23 protein-coding genes and 3 pseudogenes are annotated in these 23307 nt (G+C 41.4%); 24 read left to right on the plus strand and 2 right to left on the minus strand.

All coding sequences use genetic code 11. From position 1 onward, the window contains the following. A pseudogene (locus tag HT723_RS05485) lies at positions 1 to 870 on the plus strand (IS630 family transposase); the annotation flags it as partial. 60 nt (positions 871 to 930) lie between these two features. Here HT723_RS05485 and HT723_RS05490 read toward each other — a convergent pair. After that, entirely contained in the window at positions 931 to 1740 is an 810-nt protein-coding gene (locus HT723_RS05490; protein WP_172934802.1) for an HAD family hydrolase, read from the minus strand. A gap of 271 nt (positions 1741 to 2011) precedes the next feature. Between HT723_RS05490 and HT723_RS05495 the strand changes: the two genes are divergently transcribed. After that, entirely contained in the window at positions 2012 to 2233 is a 222-nt protein-coding gene (locus tag HT723_RS05495) for an SP_0924 family bacteriocin-like peptide (RefSeq protein ID WP_000602445.1), read from the plus strand. Positions 2234 to 2274: 41 nt separating this feature from the next. Continuing rightward, positions 2275 to 2946, plus strand: coding sequence for a CPBP family intramembrane glutamic endopeptidase (locus tag HT723_RS05500; RefSeq protein WP_000746011.1), 672 nt, complete (start codon positions 2275 to 2277; stop codon positions 2944 to 2946). A gap of 51 nt (positions 2947 to 2997) precedes the next feature. On the opposite strand, the pseudogene HT723_RS05505 reads toward HT723_RS05500, so the two are convergent. Then, positions 2998 to 3203 (minus strand): annotated as a pseudogene (locus HT723_RS05505) (AraC family transcriptional regulator). Between HT723_RS05505 and HT723_RS05510 the strand changes: the two are divergent. The 21 genes and pseudogenes from HT723_RS05510 to HT723_RS05610 form a co-directional block, all read left to right on the plus strand. Further along, positions 3196 to 4104, plus strand: a complete 909-nt coding sequence (locus HT723_RS05510; protein WP_172934803.1) for a LysR family transcriptional regulator — start codon at positions 3196 to 3198, stop codon at positions 4102 to 4104. The pseudogene HT723_RS05505 and the gene HT723_RS05510 sit on opposite strands and share 8 nt — an antisense overlap. Continuing rightward, the gene (lspA, locus tag HT723_RS05515) at positions 4101 to 4562 is read left to right on the plus strand and encodes a signal peptidase II (protein WP_172934804.1); all 462 of its coding nucleotides are present in this window, start codon (positions 4101 to 4103) and stop codon (positions 4560 to 4562) included. The genes HT723_RS05510 and lspA overlap by 4 nt, the downstream gene beginning before the upstream one ends. Beyond that, complete coding sequence (locus HT723_RS05520) at positions 4552 to 5439, plus strand: RluA family pseudouridine synthase (RefSeq protein WP_050975840.1); 888 nt, start codon at positions 4552 to 4554, stop codon at positions 5437 to 5439. Before lspA ends, HT723_RS05520 begins: the two co-directional genes overlap by 11 nt. A 2-nt stretch (positions 5440 to 5441) precedes the next feature. After that, positions 5442 to 7325 (plus strand): phosphorylcholine esterase CbpE, encoded by a 1884-nt coding sequence (gene cbpE, locus HT723_RS05525; RefSeq protein WP_172934805.1) that lies wholly within the window; start codon positions 5442 to 5444, stop codon positions 7323 to 7325. 100 nt (positions 7326 to 7425) lie between these two features. Then, positions 7426 to 8535: a glutamate 5-kinase gene (gene proB / locus HT723_RS05530; RefSeq protein ID WP_220476039.1), complete on the plus strand. Its 1110-nt coding sequence runs from the start codon at positions 7426 to 7428 to the stop codon at positions 8533 to 8535. A 9-nt stretch (positions 8536 to 8544) separates the two neighbouring features. Further along, positions 8545 to 9807, plus strand: a complete 1263-nt coding sequence (locus tag HT723_RS05535) for a glutamate-5-semialdehyde dehydrogenase (RefSeq protein WP_172934806.1) — start codon at positions 8545 to 8547, stop codon at positions 9805 to 9807. Between the two features lie 3 nt (positions 9808 to 9810). Then, positions 9811 to 10608, plus strand: coding sequence for a pyrroline-5-carboxylate reductase (gene proC, locus HT723_RS05540; RefSeq protein WP_172934807.1), 798 nt, complete (start codon positions 9811 to 9813; stop codon positions 10606 to 10608). A 113-nt stretch (positions 10609 to 10721) separates the two neighbouring features. Beyond that, on the plus strand, positions 10722 to 11360 hold the full coding sequence (tmk, locus tag HT723_RS05545) for a dTMP kinase (protein ID WP_172934808.1): 639 nt from the start codon (positions 10722 to 10724) through the stop codon (positions 11358 to 11360). Then, positions 11357 to 12247, plus strand: coding sequence for a DNA polymerase III subunit delta' (locus HT723_RS05550; RefSeq protein ID WP_172934809.1), 891 nt, complete (start codon positions 11357 to 11359; stop codon positions 12245 to 12247). Before tmk ends, HT723_RS05550 begins: the two co-directional genes overlap by 4 nt. Positions 12248 to 12286: 39 nt before the next feature. Continuing rightward, positions 12287 to 12604 (plus strand): DNA replication initiation control protein YabA, encoded by a 318-nt coding sequence (gene yabA, locus HT723_RS05555; protein WP_000358227.1) that lies wholly within the window; start codon positions 12287 to 12289, stop codon positions 12602 to 12604. A 2-nt stretch (positions 12605 to 12606) separates the two neighbouring features. Then, positions 12607 to 13485 (plus strand): 16S rRNA (cytidine(1402)-2'-O)-methyltransferase, encoded by an 879-nt coding sequence (rsmI, locus tag HT723_RS05560; RefSeq protein ID WP_172934810.1) that lies wholly within the window; start codon positions 12607 to 12609, stop codon positions 13483 to 13485. 400 nt (positions 13486 to 13885) lie between these two features. Further along, positions 13886 to 15220, plus strand: a complete 1335-nt coding sequence (gene trmFO / locus HT723_RS05565) for a methylenetetrahydrofolate--tRNA-(uracil(54)-C(5))-methyltransferase (FADH(2)-oxidizing) TrmFO (protein ID WP_172934811.1) — start codon at positions 13886 to 13888, stop codon at positions 15218 to 15220. A gap of 83 nt (positions 15221 to 15303) precedes the next feature. After that, entirely contained in the window at positions 15304 to 16041 is a 738-nt protein-coding gene (gene pyrH, locus HT723_RS05570) for a UMP kinase (RefSeq protein WP_000002996.1), read from the plus strand. Between the two features lie 8 nt (positions 16042 to 16049). After that, entirely contained in the window at positions 16050 to 16607 is a 558-nt protein-coding gene (gene frr / locus HT723_RS05575) for a ribosome recycling factor (RefSeq protein WP_001262225.1), read from the plus strand. Between the two features lie 59 nt (positions 16608 to 16666). Continuing rightward, the gene (gene cvfB / locus HT723_RS05580) at positions 16667 to 17521 is read left to right on the plus strand and encodes an RNA-binding virulence regulatory protein CvfB (protein ID WP_023941393.1); all 855 of its coding nucleotides are present in this window, start codon (positions 16667 to 16669) and stop codon (positions 17519 to 17521) included. A gap of 8 nt (positions 17522 to 17529) precedes the next feature. After that, the gene (locus HT723_RS05585; RefSeq protein WP_001232084.1) at positions 17530 to 17745 is read left to right on the plus strand and encodes a YozE family protein; all 216 of its coding nucleotides are present in this window, start codon (positions 17530 to 17532) and stop codon (positions 17743 to 17745) included. 84 nt (positions 17746 to 17829) lie between these two features. Continuing rightward, on the plus strand, positions 17830 to 18834 hold the full coding sequence (locus HT723_RS05590) for a PhoH family protein (protein WP_023936948.1): 1005 nt from the start codon (positions 17830 to 17832) through the stop codon (positions 18832 to 18834). Positions 18835 to 19046: 212 nt separating this feature from the next. Then, on the plus strand, positions 19047 to 19616 hold the full coding sequence (locus tag HT723_RS05595; protein WP_050261925.1) for a GNAT family N-acetyltransferase: 570 nt from the start codon (positions 19047 to 19049) through the stop codon (positions 19614 to 19616). Between the two features lie 66 nt (positions 19617 to 19682). Continuing rightward, complete coding sequence (locus tag HT723_RS05600; RefSeq protein ID WP_050261926.1) at positions 19683 to 20321, plus strand: helix-hairpin-helix domain-containing protein; 639 nt, start codon at positions 19683 to 19685, stop codon at positions 20319 to 20321. Next, positions 20305 to 22545 (plus strand): DNA internalization-related competence protein ComEC/Rec2, encoded by a 2241-nt coding sequence (locus tag HT723_RS05605; RefSeq protein ID WP_172934812.1) that lies wholly within the window; start codon positions 20305 to 20307, stop codon positions 22543 to 22545. Before HT723_RS05600 ends, HT723_RS05605 begins: the two co-directional genes overlap by 17 nt. A gap of 57 nt (positions 22546 to 22602) precedes the next feature. Beyond that, positions 22603 to 23307, plus strand: a pseudogene (locus tag HT723_RS05610) (transposase family protein); the annotation flags it as partial.

Genomic DNA, 23307 nt, shown 5'->3' on the forward strand with positions numbered 1-23307 from the left:
ATGAGGAGTTCGGACTCGACTCTCTCCTTCAAGAAATACGTGGTGGTCGTAACCATGCATATATGACAATTGAGGAAGAGAAAGCCTTTCTTGCCCGTCATTTGAAGGCTGCAGAGGCAGGAGAATTTGTTACAATTGATGCCTTATTTCAGGCTTATAAAAAGGAGTTAGGTCCTTCCTACACACGTGATGCCTTTTATCAACTCTTGAAGCGCCATGGTTGGCGAAATATTAGGCCACGTCCAGAACATCCCAAGAAAGCAGACGTTCAAACCATTGTCGCGTCTAAAAATAAAATCTCAATTCAAGAAGACAAGAAAGCGCTTTAAAACCAGTAGGCATTTTCGTAAGGTTCGCTTGATGTACCAAGATGAGGCTGGTTTCGGTAGAATCAGTAAACTGGGATCTTGTTGGGCTCCAATGGGAGTAGGTCCACATGTCCATAGTCACTATATACGAGAATTTTGCTATTGTTATGGAGCTGTTGATGCCCATACAGGCGAATCATTTTTCTTAATCGCTGGTGGATGTCATACTGAGTGGATGAACGCCTTTTTAGAAGAGCTTTCACAAGCTTATCCAGATGATTATCTTTTACTCGTTATGGACAATGCCATATGGCATAAATCAAGTACCTTAAAGATTCCGACTAATATTGGCTTTGCATTTATTCCTCCATACACACCAGAGATGAACCCCATTGAACAAGTGTGGAAAGAGATTCGTAAACGTGGATTTAAGAATAAAGCCTTTCGAACTTTGGAAGATGTCATGAATCAACTTCAAGATGTTATACAAGGACTGGAGAAGGAGGTGATAACGTCCATCGTTAATCGGAGATGGACTAGAATGCTTTTTGAAAGTAGATGAGTATTAAAATATTAGCAAAAAAGCAAATAGCAGTAACTTCTGTCTATTTGCTTTTCTTTTTTATAGAATATATTTCTCAATAGCACGCGCAACGCCGTCTTCTTCGTTGCTTGAGGTAACGGCATCCGCAAGAGATTTGACATAATCGCTGGCATTTCCCATTGCAATCCCAAGCCCTGCAAATTGGAGCATTTCGATATCGTTATTAGCATCGCCCATGGCCATAATCTCTGAGGAATCAATCTTCAAAATCTCAGCTAGTCGTGAAAGAGCAGTAGCCTTTGTCGTTCCAAGCGGCATTGCTTCATAAATGACAGACTGCGAACGAACTCCACTGAATCGTTGGCAGAGTTCCTCAGCAAAACGCTGCTCAAAATCGTCTGTTTGTTCTTCGTTGCCCAAAAACATGCCTTGGAACATACGATATTTACCACTAGTCGCTTCCTCAAGGGAAATTTCAGTCAAGTCTGAAAAGACTAGGTCGGCATCATTCTGGATGACTTGATTAGGCTTGCCACCGAGGACGAAATAATGTTTCTCATCAAAAAGAGTCAACTGAACATCACTTTTTTCAGCTAGATCATAGAGGTATTCGATGTCTGCTGGACTAAGTTCTTGCCAGTCAACTAGTCCCCAGTCACTTGTCTGGTGAGTTGAGCAACCATTGTTAACAATCACATACTCATTCTGGAGGCCAAGCCCCAGTTTTTTGTAGTAGGGGAGGACACCGAAAAGCGGGCGACCCGTACAAAGAACCAATTTGACACCTTTTTCAATAGCTTGGTGAATAGCAGTAATGTGAGCTTGTGGAATTTCCTTGGCTTCATCGAGGAGGGTTCCGTCCATATCCAAGGCTAGTAGTTTAATCATAGGTCTTCCTTCTTTATCTTTTGGTATTATTATAACATATTTTGGAGAAGATGACGGTCAAAGGGACAGGAGCTAATTGATTTTGCAGTTTAGGACGTTTTGATGACAATTCATGATTTGAAGAGGATATTTGGCCAAGATATGTTATACTAAACTTGTCAACGTTGCAACTAGACAAATTAAAAAACCAACTTAATATAATAGTTTTTTGTAAGTAGGTATGAGTATCAGATTACTCAACTAATCTAAACAATAACGGAGGAAATATATCATGATTTTAATGACAAAAAATATAAATCTAACAAATGAAGAATTAGAGCTGATACAAGGTGGAGCAGATCCCTATGGAAAAGAACCTAATGGTTATTTTCCTTGGCAAATAGAGCCGGTATTAACTATGCCGGTTCATGGATTTTGTCCTAGAGGAACCTATGATTTAGGATATATTGGAGGAGGCAATCATCTTTGCAAAGGAAGTCCTGCGAGATTTTAAGTAAAATTTATTAGGAATATGGAGAAAACAGAGGATTTAATATGAAAAAACGGATTATTCAGATTTTACTAGCATTATCCTTAATTTTTTACAAATCAACTTGGTTTTGGGGAATTTTCAATCACCTCGCAAAGCCCTATCTACCAGCAAGTCGTGAATTTTTTCAGATTCTGCTTTGGATGGAGAGTGGAGGTCTTTTATTAGCGGTCATCTATCTACTAGTTTTTGCAGGAAAGAAGACTTTTCATTTCAAATGGCAGCTGAGGCACTTTATCTACCTTTTACTGGGTTACATCATTTTGTATATGTCTGACGTCCTCTTGTCTTATTTCATACCCTCGTCTTCAAATCAAATTTCTTTGAATGAAACGATAGAAATGATAGGGAGACAGGAATTACCCTATTTCTTGCTCATGGCTTGCTTCATCGGCCCTATTGCTGAGGAATTGATTTATCGCGGTGTGCTTATGACAACCTTTTTCAAAAACTCGCCTTGGTACGGAGATGTCTTGCTTTCTGCTATTATTTTCGGTTATATTCATATCAATTTTGCTTTAACTCCTCTTGCTTTTTTCATTTATGCTAGTGGAGGTCTCATTTTAGCTCTACTGTATCGCATGACAAAAAATCTCTACTATCCAATACTAGTTCATATTCTCATCAATATCACTGCCTTCTGGAATGTATGGTTACTCCTATTTTCAGGAAGTTAGCTTACTAAAACAATGTCGGAACTTTCCGGCATTTTCTTTTTTCACAAATAGTCAACGTTTTTCTTTTCGATATTGGAGTGGTGTGTATCCAGTTATTTTTTGAATTGATTTTGAAAATAAGGTTGGCTTGAGAAAGGCAGATAGTGAAGATAGTTAAGAAGGTTAAGAAGAATAGGATGTTCTTTTTTCCTTTTTGGAAAACTTCTAAAATATGGTATAATGAAAAGATAAAGAAGTTGGAGGTAGAAGATGAACATTCAACAATTACGCTATGTTGTGGCCATTGCCAATAGCGGTACTTTTCGTGAAGCTGCTGAAAAGATGTATGTTAGTCAGCCGAGTCTGTCTATTTCTGTTCGTGATTTGGAAAAAGAATTGGGTTTTAAGATTTTCCGTCGGACCAGCTCAGGGACTTTCTTGACTCGTCGTGGTATGGAATTCTATGAAAAAGCGCAAGAATTGGTTAAAGGATTTGATATTTTTCAAAATCAGTATGCCCATCCTGAGGAAGAAAAGGATGAATTTTCCATTGCCAGTCAGCACTATGACTTCTTGCCACCAACCATTACGGCCTTTTCAGAGCGCTATCCTGATTATAAGAACTTCCGTATTTTTGAATCAACTACTGTTCAAATTTTAGACGAAGTAGCGCAAGGTCACAGTGAGATTGGGATTATCTACCTCAATAATCAAAATAAAAAAGGGATTATGCAACGGGTTGAAAAGTTAGGCCTAGAGGTTATTGAACTAATTCCCTTCCATACCCATATTTATCTCCGTGAGGGGCATCCTTTAGCTCAGAAAGAGGAATTGGTCATGGAGGATTTAGCGGATCTACCGACAGTTCGTTTTACTCAAGAGAAAGACGAGTACCTTTATTATTCAGAGAACTTTGTTGATACTAGTGCGAGCTCACAGATGTTTAATGTGACAGACCGTGCTACCTTGAATGGTATTTTGGAGAGGACGGATGCTTATGCGACTGGTTCTGGATTTTTAGATAGTGATAGTGTTAATGGCATTACAGTTATTCGTCTCAAGGATAACCTAGATAATCGCATGGTCTATGTTAAACGTGAGGAAGTGGAGCTTAGTCAGGCTGGAACTCTTTTCGTAGAAGTCATGCAAGAATATTTTGATCAGAAGAGGAAATCATGAAAAAAAGAGGAATAGTGGCAGTCGTTGTACTGCTTTTGATTGCGCTAGATCAGTTAGTCAAATCCTATATCGTCTGGCAGATTCCACTGGGTGAAGTGCGCTCTTGGATCCCCAATTTCATCAGCTTGACCTACCTGCAAAATCGAGGGGCAGCCTTTTCTATCTTACAAGATCAGCAGTTGTTATTCGCTGTCATTACTCTGGTTGTCGTGGTAGGTGCCATTTGGTATCTACATAAACACATGGAGGACTCACTCTGGATGGTCTTGGGTTTGACCTTGATTATCGCAGGTGGTCTTGGAAACTTTATTGACAGGGTGAGTCAGGGCTTTGTTGTGGATATGTTTCACCTTGACTTTATCAATTTTGCAATTTTCAATGTGGCGGATAGCTATCTGACTGTTGGAGTGATTATTTTATTGATTGCAATGCTAAAAGAGGAAATAAATGGAAATTAAAATTGAAACTGGTGGCCTGCGTCTAGATAAGGCTTTGTCGGATTTGACAGAATTATCACGCAGTCTCGCGAATGAACAAATCAAATCAGGCCAGGTCTTGGTCAATGGTCAAGTCAAGAAAGCTAAATACACAGTCCAAGAGGGCGATGTCGTCACTTACCATGTGCCAGAACCAGAGGTTTTAGAGTATGTGGCTGAGAATCTTCCGCTAGAAACCATCTACCAAGATGAGGACGTGGCCGTCGTTAACAAACCTCAGGGGATGGTTGTGCATCCGAGTGCTGGTCATACTAGTGGAACCCTAGTAAATGCCCTTATGTATCATATTAAGGACTTGTCTGGTATCAATGGGGTTTTGCGTCCGGGAATTGTTCACCGTATTGATAAGGATACGTCAGGTCTTCTTATGATTGCTAAAAATGATGAGGCGCATCTAGCACTTGCTCAAGAACTCAAGGATAAAAAGTCTCTCCGCAAATATTGGGCGATTGTTCATGGAAATCTACCAAATGATCGTGGTGTGATTGAAGCGCCGATTGGTCGTAGTGAAAAAGACCGTAAGAAACAGGCTGTGACTGCTAAAGGGAAGCCTGCAGTGACTCGTTTCCACGTCTTAGAACGCTTTGGTGATTATAGCTTAGTGGAGTTGCAGCTGGAGACAGGTCGCACTCATCAGATTCGTGTCCATATGGCTTATATTGGTCATCCAGTCGCTGGTGATGAAGTCTATGGTCCTCGTAAGACACTTAAGGGGCATGGACAATTTCTTCATGCCAAGACTCTAGGTTTTACTCATCCGAGAACAGGTGAGACCTTAGAATTTACAGCAGATATCCCAGCAATTTTTAAGGAAACATTGGAGAGATTGAGGAAGTAATAATGAAAAAGAAATTGATTAGTTTAGCACTTGCAGGCGCTTTTTTAGGCTTGTCATGGTATGGAAATGTTCAAGCTCAAGAAAGTTCAGGAAATAAAATCCACTTTATAAATGTTCATGAAGGTGGCAGTGATGCGATTATTCTTGAAAGCAATGGACATTTTGCCATGGTGGATACAGGAGAAGATTATGATTTCCCAGATGGAAGTGATTCTCGTTATCCATGGAGACAGGGTATCAATACAACTTATAAGCATGTTCTAACAGACCGTGTCTTTCGTCGTTTGAAGGAATTGGGTGTCCAAAAACTTGATTTTATTTTGGTAACCCATACCCACAGTGACCATATTGGAAATGTTGATGAATTACTGTCTACCTATCCAGTTGACCGAGTCTATCTTAAGAAATATAGTGATAATCGTATTACTAAGCCTGAACGTCTTTGGGATAATCTGTATGGCTATGATAAGGTTTTAAAGACTGCTGCTGAAAAAGGTGTTTCAGTTATTCAAAATATCACACAAGGAGATGCTCATTTTCAGTTTGGAGACATGGATATTCAACTATATAATTATGAAAATGAAACAGATTCATCAGGTGAATTAAAGAAAATTTGGGATGATAATTCCAATTCCTTGATTAGCGTAGTAAAAGTCAATGGTAAGAAAATTTACCTTGGGGGCGACTTAGATAATGTGCATGGAGCGGAAGATAAGTATGGACCTCTCATTGGAAAAGTTGATTTGATGAAGTTTAATCATCACCATGATACCAACAAATCAAATACCAAGGATTTTATTAAAAATTTGAGTCCGAGTTTGATTGTTCAAACTTCGGATAGTCTACCTTGGAAAAATGGTGTTGATAGTGAGTATGTTAATTGGCTCAAAGAACGAGGAATTGAGAGAATCAACGCAGCCAGCAAAGACTATGATGCAACAGTTTTTGATATTCGACAAGACGGTTTAGTAAACATTTCAACTTCCTACAAGCCTATTCCAAGTTTTCAAGCTGGTTGGCATAAGAGTTCATATGGAAACTGGTGGTATCAAGCGCCTGATTCTACAGGAGAATATGCTGTCGGTTGGAATGAAATTAAGGGTGAATGGTATTACTTTAACCAAACGGGTATCTTATTACAGAATCAATGGAAAAAATGGAACAATCGTTGGTTCTATTTGACAAACTCTGGTGTTGCTGCTAAAAATTGGAAGAAAATCGCTGGAATCTGGTATTATTTTAACAAAGAAAACCAGATGGAAATTGGTTGGATTCAAGATAAAGAGCAGTGGTATTATTTGGATGTTGATGGCTCTATGAAGACAGGTTGGCTTCAATATAAGGGGCAATGGTATTACTTTGCTCCATCAGGGGAAATGAAAACGGGCTGGGTAAAAGATAAAGAAGCCTGGTACTATATGGATTCTACTGGTATCATGAAGACAGGTGAGATAGAAGTTGCTGGACATCATTACTATCTAGAAGAATCAGGAGCTATGAAGCAAGGCTGGCTTAAAAAGGCAAATGATTGGTATTTCTACAAGACAGATGGTTCACGAGCTATAGGTTGGATTAAAGACAAGGATAAATGGTACTTCTTGAAAGAAAATGGTCAATTACTTGTGAATGGTAAGACACCAGAAGGCTATACTGTGGATTCAAGTGGTGCCTGGTTAGTGGATGTTCCGATCGAGAAATCTGCTACAATTAAAACTACAAGTCATTCAGAAATAACAGAATCCAAAGAAGTAGTGAAAAAGGATCTTGAAAATAAAGAAACGAGTCAACATGAAAGTGTTACAAATTCTTCAACTAGTCAAGATTTGACATCCTCAACTTCACAAAGCTCTGAAACGAGTGTAAACAAATCGGAATCAGAACAGTAGTAGAAAAGAAGGTTTTAGGGCCTTCTTTTTCCTATCAACTCTTTTCTATTTCCTGTTATTCATGTTATAATGGATAAATATGAATAATCGGAGTGAGACTATGAAATACAAACGGATTGTCTTTAAGGTGGGTACTTCTTCTCTGACAAATGAGGATGGAAGTTTATCACGTAGTAAGGTAAAGGATATTACCCAGCAGTTGGCTATGCTGCACGAGGCTGGTCATGAGTTGATTTTGGTGTCTTCAGGTGCCATTGCGGCTGGTTTTGGAGCCTTAGGATTTAAAAAGCGTCCGACTAAAATTGCTGATAAACAGGCTTCAGCAGCGGTAGGACAAGGGCTTTTGTTGGAAGAATACACGACCAATCTTCTCTTGCGCCAAATCGTTTCTGCACAAATCTTGCTAACCCAGGATGACTTTGTAGATAAGCGTCGTTATAAAAATGCCCATCAGGCTTTGTCGGTTTTACTTAGCCGTGGGGCGATTCCTATCATCAATGAGAATGATAGTGTTGTTATTGATGAGCTCAAGGTTGGGGACAATGATACTCTGAGTGCACAGGTGGCGGCCATGGTCCAAGCAGACCTTTTGATCCTCTTGACAGACGTAGATGGTCTCTATACAGGAAATCCTAATTCAGATCCAAGAGCCAAACGTTTGGAGCAAATCGAGACTATCAATCGTGAGATTATCGATATGGCCGGTGGAGCTGGTTCGTCAAACGGAACTGGGGGCATGTTAACCAAAATCAAAGCTGCAACTATTGCGACAGAATCGGGTGTTCCTGTTTATATCTGCTCATCCTTGAAGTCAGATGCCATGATTGAAGCGGCTGAGGAGACCAAGGATGGTTCCTACTTTGTTGCGCAAGAGAAGGGGCTTCGTACCCAGAAACAATGGCTGGCCTTTTATGCTCAGAGTCAAGGTTCTATTTGGGTTGATAAAGGGGCTGCGGAAGCTCTCTCTCAACATGGAAAGAGTCTTCTCTTATCTGGTATCGTTGAAGCAGAAGGCGCCTTTTCTTACGGTGATATCGTGACAGTATTTGACAAGGAAAGTGGAAAATCACTTGGAAAAGGGCGTGTGCAATTTGGTGCATCTGCTTTGGAGGATATGTTGCGTTCTCAAAAAGCCAAGGGTGTCTTGATTCACCGTGATGACTGGATTTCCATTACTCCTGAAATCCAACTACTCTTTACAGAATTTTAGAGGTAAACTATGGTAAGTAGACAAGAACAATTTGAACAGGTACAGGCTGTTAAAAAATCAATCAATACAGCTAGTGAAGAGGTAAAAAACCAAGCCTTGCTAGCCATGGCTGATTACTTATTAGCAGCTACTGAGGAAATTTTAGCAGCCAATGCCCTCGATATGGAAGCGGCTAAAGGTAAAATCTCAGATGTGATGCTGGATCGTCTTTATTTGGATGCAGGACGTATAGAAGCGATGGCAAGAGGGATTCGTGAAGTGGTTGCTTTACCAGATCCAATCGGTGAAGTTTTAGAAACCAATCATCTTGAAAATGGCTTAGTTATCACCAAAAAACGTGTGGCTATGGGCGTTATCGGTATTATCTATGAAAGCCGTCCAAATGTGACGTCTGACGCAGCTGCTCTGGCTCTCAAGAGTGGAAATGCGGTTGTTCTTCGTAGTGGTAAGGATGCCTATCAAACAGCTCATGCTATTGTCACAGTCTTGAAGAAGGGCTTGGAGACGACTACTATTCATCCAGATGTGATTCAACTGGTGGAAGATACCAGCCGTGAAAGTAGTTATGCTATGATGAAGGCCAAGGGCTATCTAGACCTTCTCATTCCTCGTGGAGGAGCTGGCTTGATCAATGCAGTGGTTGAGAATGCTATCGTACCTGTTATCGAGACCGGAACTGGGATTGTCCATGTTTATGTCGATAAGGATGCGGATGAAGGCAAGGCTCTGTCTATCATCAACAATGCCAAAACCAGTCGTCCTTCTGTCTGCAATGCCGTGGAGGTTCTACTTGTTCATGAAGACAAGGCAGCAAGCTTCCTTCCTCGCTTGGAGCAAGTTCTAGTTGCAGAGCGTAAAGAAGCTGGGTTGGAACCAATTCAATTCCGCTTGGATGAGAAAGCCAGTCAGTTTCTTTCAGGTCAAGCAGCTGAGGCACAAGACTTTGACACCGAGTTTTTAGACTATGTCTTAGCTGTTAAGGTTGTGAGCAGTTTAGAAGAAGCGGTTGCCCATATTGAAGCCCATAGTACCCATCATTCGGATGCCATTGTAACGGAAAATGCTGAAGCTGCAGCTTACTTTACAGATCAAGTGGACTCTGCAGCGGTGTATGTTAATGCCTCAACTCGTTTCACAGATGGAGGACAATTTGGTCTTGGATGTGAGATGGGAATTTCTACTCAGAAATTGCACGCGCGTGGTCCCATGGGCTTGAAAGAGTTGACTAGCTACAAGTATGTGGTTACTGGTGATGGACAGATAAGGGAGTAAGAGATGAAGATTGGATTTATCGGTTTGGGGAATATGGGTGCTAGCTTGGCAAAATCTGTCTTGCAGACTAGGACGTCAGATGAGATTCTCCTTGCCAATCGTAGTCAAGCTAAGGTAGATGCTTTCATTGCAGACTTTGGTGGTCAGGCTTCCAGCAATGAAGAAATGTTTGCAGAAGCAGATGTGATTTTTCTAGGAGTGAAGCCTGCTCAGTTCTCAGACTTGCTTTCTCAATACCAGACTATCCTTGAAAAACGAGAGAGTCTTCTTTTGATTTCGATGGCAGCTGGATTGACCTTGGGAAAACTCGCTAGTCTTCTTCCAAGTCAGCACAGAATTATTCGTATGATGCCCAATACCTCTGCTTCTATCGGACAAGGAGTGATTAGTTATGCCTTGTCTTCTAATTGCAGGGCTGAGGACAGTGAGCTATTTTGTCAGCTTTTAACTAAGGCTGGTCTCTTGGTTGAACTAGGAGAAGGATTAATCGACGCGGCGACAGGTCTTGCAGGTTGTGGACCAGCCTTTGTCTATCTCTTTATTGAGGCCTTGGCAGATGCGGGTGTTCAGACAGGATTGCCACGAGAAATAGCACTGAAAATGGCAGCCCAAACTGTGGTAGGAGCTGGGCAATTGGTCCTAGAAAGCCAAGAACATCCTGGGGTCTTGAAAGACCAAGTTTGTAGCCCAGGCGGTTCGACTATCGCTGGTGTAGCGAGCCTAGAAGCGAATGCTTTTCGAGGAACGGTCATGGAGGCAGTCACTAAAGCCTACAAACGAACTAAAAAACTTGGTAAATAAGAGGTGGCTTTATCTGCCTCTTTTATGGTTGTTGAAATGAGAAAACAAAAAGATTGTCACAAACCCCTATTTTTTTGATAGAATAGAAGTAGTAAAAAAGAAATGAGTTAGACATGTCAAAAGGATTTTTAGTCTCTCTTGAGGGACCAGAGGGAGCAGGAAAGACCAGTGTTTTAGAGGCTCTGCTCCCAATTTTAGAGGAAACAGGGGTAGAGGTGCTGACGACCCGTGAACCTGGCGGAGTCTTGATTGGGGAGAAGATTCGGGAAGTGATTTTGGATCCAAGTCATACTCAGATGGATGCGAAGACAGAACTTCTTCTCTATATCGCCAGTCGCAGACAGCACTTGGTGGAAAAAGTTCTCCCAGCACTTGAAGCTGGTAAGTTGGTCATTATGGATCGTTTTATTGATAGTTCTGTTGCCTATCAGGGATTTGGTCGTGGTTTGGACATTGAAGCCATTGACTGGCTTAACCAGTTTGCGACAGATGGCCTCAAACCCGATTTGACACTCTATTTTGATATTGAGGTGGAAGAAGGACTGGCTCGCATTGCTGCTAATAGCAATCGCGAGGTCAATCGTCTGGACTTGGAAGGGTTGGAATTGCACAAGAAAGTCCGTCAAGGCTACCTTTCTCTTCTGGACAAAGAAAGAAATCGCATTGTCAAGATTGATGCGAGTCTCCCTTTGGAGCAGGTTGTGGAAACTACCAAGGCTGTCTTGTTTGACAGAATGGGCTTGACAAGATGAAACAAGATCAACTAAAGGCTTGGCAGCCAGATCAGTTTGACCGCTTTGTCCGTATCCTAGAACAAGACCAGCTCAATCATGCCTATCTATTTTCAGGCTTCTTTGGAAGCTTAGAAATGGCGCAGTTTTTGGCTAAGAGCCTCTTTTGCACGGATAAGGTAGGCGTTTTGCCGTGTGAGAAATACAGGAATTGTAAGCTGATTGAACAGGGAGAATTTCCCGATGTCACTTTGATTAAGCCAGTCAATCAGGTCATCAAGACAGAACGTATTCGAGAATTGGTGGGGCAGTTTTCTCAAGCAGGGATTGAAAGTCAGCAACAGGTCTTTATTATCGAGCAAGCTGAGAAAATGCATCCTAATGCAGCCAATTCTCTGCTCAAGGTCATCGAAGAACCCCAGAGTGAGGTTTATATTTTCTTCTTGACCAGAGATGAGGAAAAGATTTTATCGACCATCCGCAGTCGAACCCAGATTTTCCACTTTAAAAAGCAAGAAGAAAAGCTCATCCATCAATTAGAACAAGCAGGTCTGGTCAAGAAAAAAGCAACTCTTTTAGCCCAGTTTAGTCAATCGAGAGCTGAAGCAGAAAAACTGGCAAATCAGGCAAATTTTTGGAATTTGGTGGATGAGAGTGAACGCCTGATGACGTGGTTAGTGGCTAAGAAAAAAGAAAGTTATTTGCAAGTTGCCAAACTAGCTAGCTTGGCAGATGATAAGGAAAAACAAGATCAGGTTTTACGGATTCTTGAAGTTCTCTGTGGACAAGATATCCTACAAGCAAGAGTAAGAGTGATTTTACAAGATTTGCTAGAAGCTAGAAAAATGTGGCAAGCTAATGTCAGCTTTCAAAATGCCATGGAATATCTGGTCTTGAAAGAAATATAAACTCAAAAATGAATAATAAAGAAAGGAAAGGGCTGTTTTATGGACAAAAAAGAATTATTTGATGCGCTGGATGATTTTTCCCAACAGTTATTGGTAACCTTGGCCGATGTGGAAGCCATCAAGAAAAATCTCAAGAGCCTGGTAGAGGAAAATACAGCTCTTCGTTTGGAAAATAGTAAGTTACGCGAACGCTTGGGTGAGGTGGAGGCAGACGCTCCTGTCAAGGCTAAGCATGTTCGTGAAAGTGTCCGTCGCATTTATAAAGATGGTTTTCACGTATGTAATGATTTTTATGGACAACGTCGAGAGCAGGACGAGGAATGTATGTTCTGTGACGAGTTGTTGTACAGGGAGTAGGCATGCAGATTCAAAAAAGTTTTAAGGGGCAGTCTCCTTATGGCAAGCTGTATCTAGTGGCAACGCCGATTGGCAATCTAGACGATATGACCTTTCGAGCTATCCAGACCTTGAAAGAGGTGAACTGGATTGCTGCTGAGGACACGCGCAATACAGGTCTATTGCTCAAGCATTTTGATATTTCTACTAAGCAGATTAGTTTTCATGAGCACAATGCCAAGGAAAAAATTCCTGATTTGATTGGTTTCTTGAAAGCAGGGCAAAGTATTGCTCAGGTATCCGACGCGGGTCTGCCTAGCATATCAGACCCTGGACATGATTTGGTTAAGGCAGCCATTGAGGAAGATATTGCTGTTGTCACAGTTCCGGGTGCCTCTGCAGGGATTTCTGCCTTGATCGCTAGTGGTTTAGCGCCACAGCCACATATCTTTTATGGTTTTTTACCGAGAAAATCAGGCCAGCAAAAGCAATTTTTCGACTCGAAAAAAGATTATCCTGAAACTCAGATTTTCTATGAATCGCCTCATCGTGTAGCAGATACGTTGGAAAATATGTTAGAAGTCTACGGTAACCGCTCGGTTGTCTTGGTCAGGGAATTGACTAAAATCTATGAAGAATACCAACGCGGTACCATTTCTGAGTTATTGGAAAGCATTGCTGAAACGCCACTTAAAGGAGAATGCCTTCTCATTGTTGAAGGTGCCAGTCAGGATGTGGAGGAAAAAGACGAGGAGGACTTGTTCTTAGAAATCCAAGCCCGTATCCAGCAAGGCATGAAGAAAAATCAAGCTATCAAGGAAGTCGCTAAGATTTACCAGTGGAATAAAAGCCAGCTCTACGCTGCCTACCATGATTGGGAAGAAAATCAAGAAAATGACTAATACTCTTCGAAAATCTCTTCAAACCGTGTCAACGTCGCCTTGTCGTAGGTGTGGTTACTGACTTCGTCAGNNAGCAACCTGCGGCTAGTTTGCTCTTTGATTTTCATTTAGTATAAACAGGGAAGTTTGCCTTCTTCCCTTTTTTTGTTATACTAGTAGAAGAAAAAAATAGAAAGATTTGTGGGAGTGAAAAAGTCCGGGGGACTTTTTCAGCTTGAGCCAAGAAATTCGAGAGCGAGGAAAGTCCGGGGGACTTTTTCAGCTTGAGCCAAGAAATTCGAGAGCGAAGTAAGTCCAATGGACTTTTTCAGCCTGAGCCAAGAAACTCGAAAGCTCGTAAGTCTGATTGGCTTTTTCAATGTGAATCTTAACTTCACACTCCCAAAGAGGTATTAGTGTCGTGTCTCAATCTTATATCAATGTTATCGGTGCTGGTTTGGCAGGTTCTGAAGCAGCTTACCAAATCGCAGAGCGTGGTATTCCAGTTAAACTTTATGAAATGCGTGGTGTCAAGTCGACTCCTCAGCACAAAACAGACAATTTTGCTGAGTTGGTTTGTTCCAATTCTTTGCGTGGGGATGCTTTGACAAATGCAGTTGGTCTTCTCAAGGAAGAAATGCGTCGCTTGGGTTCTGTTATCTTGGAATCTGCTGAGGCTACACGTGTTCCTGCCGGTGGAGCCCTTGCGGTGGATCGTGATGGTTTCTCTCAAATGGTGACCGAAAAAGTGGTCAACCACCCCTTGATTGAAGTGGTGCGTGATGAAATTACAGAATTGCCAACAGATGTTATTACAGTTGTGGCGACTGGTCCCTTGACTAGCGATGCCCTGGCTGAAAAGATTCATGCCCTTAATAATGGCGATGGCTTCTATTTCTATGATGCAGCAGCGCCTATTATCGATGTCAACACTATCGATATGAGTAAGGTCTATCTCAAATCTCGTTATGATAAGGGAGAAGCAGCCTATCTCAATGCTCCAATGACCAAGCAAGAGTTTATGGATTTCCATGAAGCCTTGGTCAATGCGGAAGAAGCACCGCTCAATTCTTTTGAAAAAGAAAAGTACTTTGAAGGATGTATGCCAATCGAAGTTATGGCCAAACGTGGCATTAAAACTATGCTTTATGGCCCTATGAAGCCAGTCGGTCTTGAGTATCCGGATGACTACACAGGACCTCGTGATGGAGAATTTAAAACACCTTATGCGGTTGTGCAACTTCGTCAGGATAATGCTGCTGGTAGCCTCTATAATATCGTTGGTTTCCAGACCCACCTCAAATGGGGAGAACAAAAGCGTGTCTTCCAAATGATTCCAGGTCTTGAAAATGCGGAGTTTGTTCGTTATGGTGTTATGCACCGCAATTCTTACATGGATTCACCAAATCTCCTTGAACAGACTTACCGTTCTAAGAAACAATCAAACCTCTTCTTTGCTGGTCAGATGACGGGTGTGGAAGGTTATGTTGAGTCCGCAGCTTCAGGCTTGGTTGCGGGAATTAACGCGGCCCGTCTCTTCAAGGGAGAAAGCGAGGCAATTTTCCCAGAAACAACAGCGATTGGAAGCTTAGCTCATTACATCACCCATGCCGACAGCAAACATTTCCAACCAATGAATGTCAATTTCGGAATTATCAAGGAGTTGGAAGGCGAGCGTATCCGTGATAAGAAGGCTCGTTATGAAAAAATTGCAGAGCGTGCTCTTTCTGACTTAGAGGAATTTTTAACTGTCTAATTTTTTTCAAAAAATTGCTCATGATACTATAAAAATCTTAGAAATTGTGATAGAATAGGTAGGATAAAAGAAGGAGAGTGAAAATGGCGAATCCCAAGTATAAACGTATTTTAATCAAGTTATCAGGTGAAGCCCTTGCCGGTGAACGTGGCGTAGGGATTGATATCCAAACAGTTCAAACAATCGCAAAAGAGATTCAAGAAGTTCATAGCTTAGGTATCGAAATTGCCCTTGTTATTGGTGGAGGAAATCTCTGGCGTGGTGAACCTGCTGCAGAAGCAGGAATGGACCGCGTTCAGGCAGATTACACAGGAATGCTTGGGACTGTTATGAATGCTCTTGTGATGGCAGATTCATTGCAACAAGTTGGGGTTGATACGCGTGTGCAAACAGCCATTGCAATGCAACAAGTGGCAGAGCCTTACGTACGTGGACGTGCCCTTCGTCACCTTGAAAAAGGCCGTATCGTTATCTTTGGTGCCGGAATTGGTTCACCATACTTCTCAACAGATACAACAGCGGCCCTTCGTGCAGCTGAAATCGAAGCAGATGCCATTCTTATGGCTAAAAATGGTGTAGATGGTGTGTACAATGCCGATCCTAAGAAAGACAAGACAGCTGTTAAGTTTGAAGAATTGACCCACCGTGACGTTATCAATAAAGGTCTCCGTATCATGGACTCAACAGCTTCAACCCTCTCAATGGATAACGACATTGACTTGGTTGTCTTCAACATGAACCAACCAGGCAACATCAAACGTGTCGTATTTGGTGAAAATATCGGAACAACAGTTTCAAATAATATCGAAGAAAAGGAATAAGAAAGATTATGGCTAACGCAATTATTGAAAAAGCTAAAGAGAGAATGACCCAGTCTCACCAATCACTTGCTCGTGAATTTGGTGGTATCCGTGCTGGACGTGCCAATGCAAGCTTGCTTGACCGTGTACATGTAGAATACTATGGAGTCGAAACTCCTCTTAACCAAATTGCTTCAATTACGATTCCAGAAGCGCGTGTTTTGTTGGTAACCCCATTTGACAAGTCTTCATTGAAAGACATCGAACGTGCCTTGAACGCTTCTGATCTTGGTATCACACCAGCTAACGACGGTTCTGTTATTCGTTTGGTTATCCCTGCACTTACAGAAGAAACTCGTCGTGACCTTGCTAAAGAAGTGAAGAAGGTCGGTGAGAATGCTAAAGTGGCTGTCCGTAATATCCGTCGTGACGCTATGGATGAAGCTAAGAAACAAGAAAAAGCAAAAGAAATCACTGAAGACGAATTGAAGACTCTTGAAAAAGACATTCAAAAAGTAACAGATGATGCTGTTAAACACATCGACGACATGACTGCCAACAAAGAGAAAGAACTCTTGGAAGTCTAAAAATAAACAGAAAAACTCAGTTGGCATTGCTGGCTGAGTTTTGTTCGAAAGAAGGAAATATGAATACAAATCTTGCAAGTTTTATCGTTGGACTCATCATCGATGAAAACGACCGTTTTTACTTTGTGCAAAAGGATGGCCAGACCTATGCTCTTACCAAGGAAGAAGGTCAACATACAGTAGGGGATACGGTTAAAGGTTTTGCCTACACGGATATGAAGCAAAAACTCCGCTTGACAACTCTAGAAGTGACTGCCACTCAGGACCAATTTGGTTGGGGACGTGTCACAGAAGTTCGTAAAGACTTGGGTGTCTTTGTGGATACAGGCCTTCCTGACAAGGAAATCGTTGTGTCACTCGATATTCTCCCTGAGCTCAAGGAACTCTGGCCTAAGAAGGGTGATCAACTCTACATCCGTCTTGAAGTGGACAAGAAAGATCGTATCTGGGGACTCTTGGCTTATCAAGAAGACTTCCAACGTCTGGCTCGACCTGCCTACAACAACATGCAGAACCAAAACTGGCCAGCCATTGTATACCGCCTCAAGCTGTCAGGAACTTTTGTTTACCTGCCAGAAAATAACATGCTTGGTTTTATCCATCCTAGCGAGCGCTATGCAGAGCCACGTTTAGGGCAAGTTTTAGATGCGCGTGTCATTGGTTTCCGCGAAGTGGACCGCACTCTGAACCTCTCCCTCAAACCACGTTCATTTGAAATGTTGGAAAATGATGCCCAGATGATTTTGACTTATTTGGAAAGCAATGGCGGTTTCATGACCTTGAATGATAAGTCATCTCCAGATGACATCAAGGCAACCTTTGGCATTTCTAAAGGTCAGTTCAAGAAAGCTTTAGGTGGTCTTATGAAGGCTGGTAAAATCAAGCAAGACCAGTTTGGGACAGAATTGATCTAGGGTGACATATGAGAAAATCATTTTACACTTGGCTCATGACCGAGCGCAATCCTAAAAGTAACAGTCCCAAAGCTATCCTAGCAGACCTAGCCTTTGAAGAATCAGCTTTTCCAAAACACACAGATGATTTTGATGAGGTGAGTCGCTTTTTGGAAGAACATGCCAGTTTCTCTTTTAACCTAGGAGACTTTGACGCTATCTGGCAAGAATACTTAGAACACTAGCATGATTCATTGGGTTTGGGCTAGTAATTTCTCCATCCCTTTGCTATAATAAAAAGAAATAAAAGGATTAGAGAGGTTCTTTATTTGAAGGAACATTCAATAGACATTCAACTGAGTCATCCAGATGACCTGTTTCATCTTTTTGGTTCCAATGAGCGCCATCTTCGTTTGATGGAAGAAGAGCTTGATGTGGTGATTCATGCTCGTACAGAGATTGTACAAGTCTTGGGGGGGGAGTCAGCTTGTGAGGAAGCTAGACAAGTTATTCAAGCCTTGATGGTTTTGGTAAATCGTGGAATGACAGTCGGCACACCAGATGTAGTGACTGCGATTAGCATGGTCAAAAACGATGAAATCGACAAATTTGTCGCCCTTTATGAAGAAGAAATTATCAAGGATAATACAGGGAAGCCTATCCGTGTCAAAACACTAGGTCAAAAACTTTATGTGGACAGTGTTAAACAGCATGATGTGACCTTTGGAATTGGGCCAGCAGGTACAGGGAAGACCTTTCTTGCAGTGACCTTAGCAGTGACTGCACTTAAACGTGGGCAAGTCAAGAGGATTATCTTGACACGTCCAGCGGTGGAAGCAGGAGAGAGTCTAGGTTTTCTTCCGGGTGATCTTAAGGAGAAGGTAGATCCTTACCTTCGACCTGTTTATGATGCTTTGTATCAGATTCTGGGGAAAGACCAAACAACTCGACTCATGGAGCGTGAAATTATTGAGATTGCGCCCCTTGCCTATATGCGTGGACGGACCTTGGATGATGCCTTTGTCATTCTCGATGAGGCGCAAAATACGACCATTATGCAGATGAAGATGTTTTTGACTCGTTTAGGTTTTCATTCTAAGATGATTGTCAATGGAGATATCAGTCAGATTGACCTGCCACGCAATGTCAAGTCCGGTTTGATTGATGCCCAAGAGAAACTCAAGAACATTCACCAGATTGACTTTGTTCATTTTTCAGCCAAGGATGTGGTTCGCCACCCAGTTGTCGCTCAGATTATCCGAGCTTATGAACCAGAACCGGTTAAAAAAGAAGAGAGTGAAGAATTAGATCCTCAACCTCTATATGAAGGATAGTTCTTTTGTACTTAAAGTTATCTCAATACTAAATCTATAGTAGATTGAAGCTAGAATAGTACGTTGTGACTGCTAAAACATTTTTAGAAATTAATTTGACTTTCCTGATTGATTTGTTTATATCTTATTTCAATCTACTATAAGTTTGCTTTTTAAATGTTTTATTCAATATCCTTATATTAGATTAGAAAGGTTTCAAGTGGAAGAAACGTATGGAATCAATATTTGTGAAATTTGCCCAGTATCCGTCTATAGAAACGGAGCGTTTGTTGCTTAGACCTGTAACTTTGAATGATGCGGAAGCAATGTTTGACTATGCCTCGGACAAGGATAATACACGTTACACTTTTTCAACCAATCAAAATGTAGAAGAAACCAAGAATAATATTGCTCAGTTCTACTTGGCTAATCCCTTGGGACGCTGGGGGATTGAATTAAAAGATAACGGCAAGTTTATCGGAACCATTGACTTGCACAAGATTGATCCTGTTCTTAAGAAGGCAGCTATTGGCTACATTATCAATAAAAAGTATTGGAATCAAGGATTGACGACAGAAGCCAATCGTGCCGTAATTGAGCTAGCTTTTGAGAAGATAGGAATGAATAAGTTAGTTGCTTTACACGATAAGGCTAATCCCGCGTCAGGAAAGGTCATGGAGAAATCAGGCATGCGTTTTTCCCACGAAGAAGCTTATGCTTGTATGGACCAGCATGAAGAAGGCCGAATCGTGACAAGAGTTCATTATGCCTTGACCAAGGAAGACTATTTTGCAAATAAATAAGCAGTTGAGAAGAAATTTTCAACTGTTTTTTCTTTCTCTTACGAATAATCTAAGAGAGGAGAAAATATGGAAGCAATTATCGAGAAAATCAAAGAGTATAAAATCATTGTCATCTGTACTGCTTTGGGCTTGCTTGTCGGCGGATTTTTCCTGCTAAAACCAGCTCCACACCCACCTGTCAAAGAAAGGAATTTGCAGGCAGAAGTTGCAGCTGTTTCCAAGGATTCATCGACAGAAAAGGAAGTGAAGGAAGAACCCCTTGAACAAGATCTAATCATAGTAGATGTCAAAGGTGCTGTCAAATCTCCAGGGATTTATGACTTGCCAGTAGGTAGTCGAGTCAATGACGCTGTTCAGAAGGCTGGTGGCTTGACAGAGCAAGCAGATAGCAAGTTGCTCAATCTAGCTCAGAAAGTTAATGACGAGGCTCTGGTTTACGTTCCTACTAAGGGCGAAGAAGTAGCTAGTCAACAGGCAGGTTCTGGAGCGGCTTCTTCAACAAGCAAGGAAAAGAAGGTCAATCTCAACAAGGCCAGTCTGGAAGAACTCAAGCAGGTCAAGGGGCTGGGAGGAAAACGAGCTCAGGATATTATCGATCATCGTGAGGCAAATGGGAAATTCAAGTCGGTTGATGAACTCAAGAAAGTCTCTGGCATTGGTGGCAAAACAATAGAAAAGCTAAAAGATTATGTTACACTGGATTAAGAATTTCCCCATTCCCCTAATTTACCTGAGTTTTCTATTGCTCTGGATTTACTACGCCATTTTCTCAGCATCTTATCTCGCACTGCTAGGTTTTGTTTTTCTGCTAGTCTGTCTCTTTATCCAATTTCCGTGGAAATCAGCAGGCAAAATTCTAGTGATTTGTGGAGTTTTTGGCTTCTGGTTTCTGTTTCAAAATTGGCAACAGAGTCGAGCGAGTCAAAATTTGGCGGATTCTGTTGAAAGGGTACGGATTTTACCAGACACTATTAAGGTCAATGGTGATAGTCTATCCTTTCGTGGCAAGTCTGATGGACGCATTTTTCAAGTCTATTATAAACTTCAGTCCCAGAATGAAAAAGAGCAATTTCACGCCTTAACAGACCTTCATGAGATAGAACTAGAAGGAAAACTTTCGAAGCCAGAAGGGCAGAGAAATTTTGGTGGCTTTGACTACCAAGCCTATCTGAAGACTCAGGGAATTTACCAGATTATCAATATTAAAAAAATCCAGTCACTTCAAAAGGTTGGCAGTTGGAATGTAGGTGAAAACCTGTCCAGTGTACGCCGAAAGGCTGTAGTTTGGATTAAGACACATTTTCCAGACCCTATGCGCAATTACATGACAGGTCTCTTGTTAGGGCATCTGGACACAGATTTTGAGGAGATGAATGAGCTTTATTCCAGTCTAGGAATTATCCACCTCTTTGCCTTGTCGGGTATGCAGGTAGGCTTTTTCATGGATGGATTTAAGAAACTTCTCTTTCGATTGGGCTTGACCCAAGAAAAGTTGAAATGGCTGATTTATCCCTTTTCCCTTATCTACGCAGGGCTGACAGGATTTTCAGCCTCGGTCATTCGCAGTCTCCTGCAAAAGTTACTGGCTCAACATGGTGTTAAGGGCTTGGATAATTTTGCCTTAACGGTGCTCATTCTCTTTATTGTCATGCCCAACCTTTTCTTGACAGCAGGAGGAGTCTTGTCCTGCGCTTATGCTTTTATCCTGACCATGACCGGCAAAGAAGAGGATAGACTCAAGGCTGTTGCCAGAGAAAGTCTAGTCATTTCTTTGGGCATCTTGCCCATTCTATCCTTCTATTTTGCGGAATTTCAACCTTGGTCCATTCTTTTGACCTTTGTCTTTTCCTTTCTATTTGACTTGGTCTTCTTACCGCTCTTGTCTATCTTATTTGCCCTTTCCTTTCTCTATCCAGTTATTCAGCTGAATTTTATTTTTGAATGGTTGGAGGGAATGATTCGCTTGGTATCACAGGTGGCAAGTAGACCTCTGGTCTTTGGACAACCCAATGCATGGCTGTTGATACTACTATTAATTTCTTTGGCTTTAGTCTATGATTTGAGAAAAAACATTAAAAAGCTAACGGTATTGAGCTTATTGATTACAGGTCTCTTTTTCCTGATCAAGCATCCACTGGAAAATGAAATTACCATGCTGGATGTGGGGCAAGGCGAAAGTCTTTTCCTACGGGATGTAACTGGTAAAACCATTCTCATAGATGTCGGTGGTAAGGCAGAATCTGATAAGAAAATTGAAAAATGGCAAGAAAAGACGACGACCAGTAATGCTCAGCGAACCTTAATTCCCTATCTAAAAAGTCGAGGAGTAGCCAAGATTGACCAGATGATTTTGACAAATACGGACAAGGAACATGTTGGAGATTTGTTGGAGGTGACCAAGGCTTTCCATGTAGGCGAAATTTTAGTGTCCAAAGGCAGTCTAAAACAGAAGGAATTTGTGGCAGAACTACAGGCGACTCAAACCAAGGTGCGTAGTGTGTCAGTGGGAGAGAACTTACCCATTTTTGGAAGTCAGCTAGAAGTCCTATCTCCAAGGAAAATTGGAGATGGAGGTCATGAAGATTCACTGGTTCTGTATGGGAAATTCTTGGATAAGCACTTTTTCTTTACTGGAAATTTGGGGGAGAAAGGAGAGAAGGACATGCTGAAGCAATATCCTGACCTAGAGGTGGATGTTTTGAAAGCTAGCCAACATGGCTCTAAAAAATCATCAAGTTCAGCCTTTCTAGAACAGCTCAAACCAGAGATCACTCTCATCTCAGTTGGAAAGAACAATCGAACGAAACTCCCCCATCAGGAAACTTTGACCCGACTGGAAGGTATCAATAGCAAAGTTTACCGAACTGACCAACAAGGAGCTATACGGTTTAAAGGTTGGAAAAGTTGGGAAATAGAAAGTGTTCGATAGGAAAGATAAATATTATTATTAGACTTCCTGCGAAACAAAATATGGTATAATAGTTCTATGAATTATGAAGCAAGTAAACAACTAACTGATGCACAATTTAATCGTCTTGTTGGTGTTCAGCGCACGACTTTTGAAGAGATGTTAGCTGTATTAAAAATTAAACACGCAAAAGATGGATAAAAACCTAAATTAAGCCTAGAAGACCTTCTTATGGCCACTCTTCAATATGTGCGAGAATACCGCACTTATGAACAAATTGTGGCTGATTTTGGTATCCACGAAAGCAACTTAACCCATCGGAATCAATGGGTTGAAGTAACTCTTGTTCAAAGTGGTTTTACGATTTCAAGAACTCCTCTCAGTTCTGAGGATACGGTAATGATTGATGCGACGGAAGTAAAAATCAATCGCCTTAAAAAACAATTAGCGAATGATTCTGGTAAAAAGAAATGCCACGCTATGAAGGCTCAAGCGATTGTCACAAGTCAAGGGAGAATTGTTTCTTTGGAGATCGCTGTGAACTATTGTCATGATATGAAGTTGTTCAAAATGAGTCGCAGAAATATCGGACAAGCTGGTAAAATCTTGGCTGACAGTGGTTATCAAGGAATCATGAAGATATATCCTCAAGCACAAACTCCACGTAAATCCAGCAAACTCAAGCCGCTAACAGCTGAAGATAAAGCCTGTAACCATGCGCTATCTAAGGAGAGAATCAAGGTTGAGAGTATTTTTGACAAAGTAAAGTATAGTAGATTGAAA

The organism is Streptococcus sp. 2106 (assembly GCF_013277315.1).
GTDB lineage: Bacteria > Bacillota > Bacilli > Lactobacillales > Streptococcaceae > Streptococcus > Streptococcus pseudopneumoniae.

Excerpts from the sequence above, each read along its gene's own strand:
- frr (WP_001262225.1), top strand. The coding sequence starts at position 16,050 with ATGGCTAACGCAATTATTGAAAAAGCTAAAGAGAGAATGACCCAGTCT.
- HT723_RS05550 (WP_172934809.1), top strand. The coding sequence starts at position 11,357 with ATGAAACAAGATCAACTAAAGGCTTGGCAGCCAGATCAGTTTGACCGC.
- proC (WP_172934807.1), top strand. The coding sequence starts at position 9,811 with ATGAAGATTGGATTTATCGGTTTGGGGAATATGGGTGCTAGCTTGGCA.
- HT723_RS05500 (WP_000746011.1), top strand. The coding sequence starts at position 2,275 with ATGAAAAAACGGATTATTCAGATTTTACTAGCATTATCCTTAATTTTT.
- HT723_RS05520 (WP_050975840.1), top strand. The coding sequence starts at position 4,552 with ATGGAAATTAAAATTGAAACTGGTGGCCTGCGTCTAGATAAGGCTTTG.
- HT723_RS05495 (WP_000602445.1), top strand. The coding sequence starts at position 2,012 with ATGATTTTAATGACAAAAAATATAAATCTAACAAATGAAGAATTAGAG.
- HT723_RS05605 (WP_172934812.1), top strand. The coding sequence starts at position 20,305 with ATGTTACACTGGATTAAGAATTTCCCCATTCCCCTAATTTACCTGAGT.
- HT723_RS05585 (WP_001232084.1), top strand. The coding sequence starts at position 17,530 with ATGAGAAAATCATTTTACACTTGGCTCATGACCGAGCGCAATCCTAAA.
- HT723_RS05600 (WP_050261926.1), top strand. The coding sequence starts at position 19,683 with ATGGAAGCAATTATCGAGAAAATCAAAGAGTATAAAATCATTGTCATC.
- HT723_RS05595 (WP_050261925.1), top strand. The coding sequence starts at position 19,047 with ATGGAATCAATATTTGTGAAATTTGCCCAGTATCCGTCTATAGAAACG.
- proB (WP_220476039.1), top strand. The coding sequence starts at position 7,426 with ATGAAATACAAACGGATTGTCTTTAAGGTGGGTACTTCTTCTCTGACA.
- pyrH (WP_000002996.1), top strand. The coding sequence starts at position 15,304 with ATGGCGAATCCCAAGTATAAACGTATTTTAATCAAGTTATCAGGTGAA.
- yabA (WP_000358227.1), top strand. The coding sequence starts at position 12,287 with ATGGACAAAAAAGAATTATTTGATGCGCTGGATGATTTTTCCCAACAG.
- HT723_RS05510 (WP_172934803.1), top strand. The coding sequence starts at position 3,196 with ATGAACATTCAACAATTACGCTATGTTGTGGCCATTGCCAATAGCGGT.
- HT723_RS05490 (WP_172934802.1), bottom strand. The coding sequence starts at position 1,740 with ATGATTAAACTACTAGCCTTGGATATGGACGGAACCCTCCTCGATGAA.
- cvfB (WP_023941393.1), top strand. The coding sequence starts at position 16,667 with ATGAATACAAATCTTGCAAGTTTTATCGTTGGACTCATCATCGATGAA.
- rsmI (WP_172934810.1), top strand. The coding sequence starts at position 12,607 with ATGCAGATTCAAAAAAGTTTTAAGGGGCAGTCTCCTTATGGCAAGCTG.
- cbpE (WP_172934805.1), top strand. The coding sequence starts at position 5,442 with ATGAAAAAGAAATTGATTAGTTTAGCACTTGCAGGCGCTTTTTTAGGC.
- lspA (WP_172934804.1), top strand. The coding sequence starts at position 4,101 with ATGAAAAAAAGAGGAATAGTGGCAGTCGTTGTACTGCTTTTGATTGCG.
- HT723_RS05535 (WP_172934806.1), top strand. The coding sequence starts at position 8,545 with ATGGTAAGTAGACAAGAACAATTTGAACAGGTACAGGCTGTTAAAAAA.
- tmk (WP_172934808.1), top strand. The coding sequence starts at position 10,722 with ATGTCAAAAGGATTTTTAGTCTCTCTTGAGGGACCAGAGGGAGCAGGA.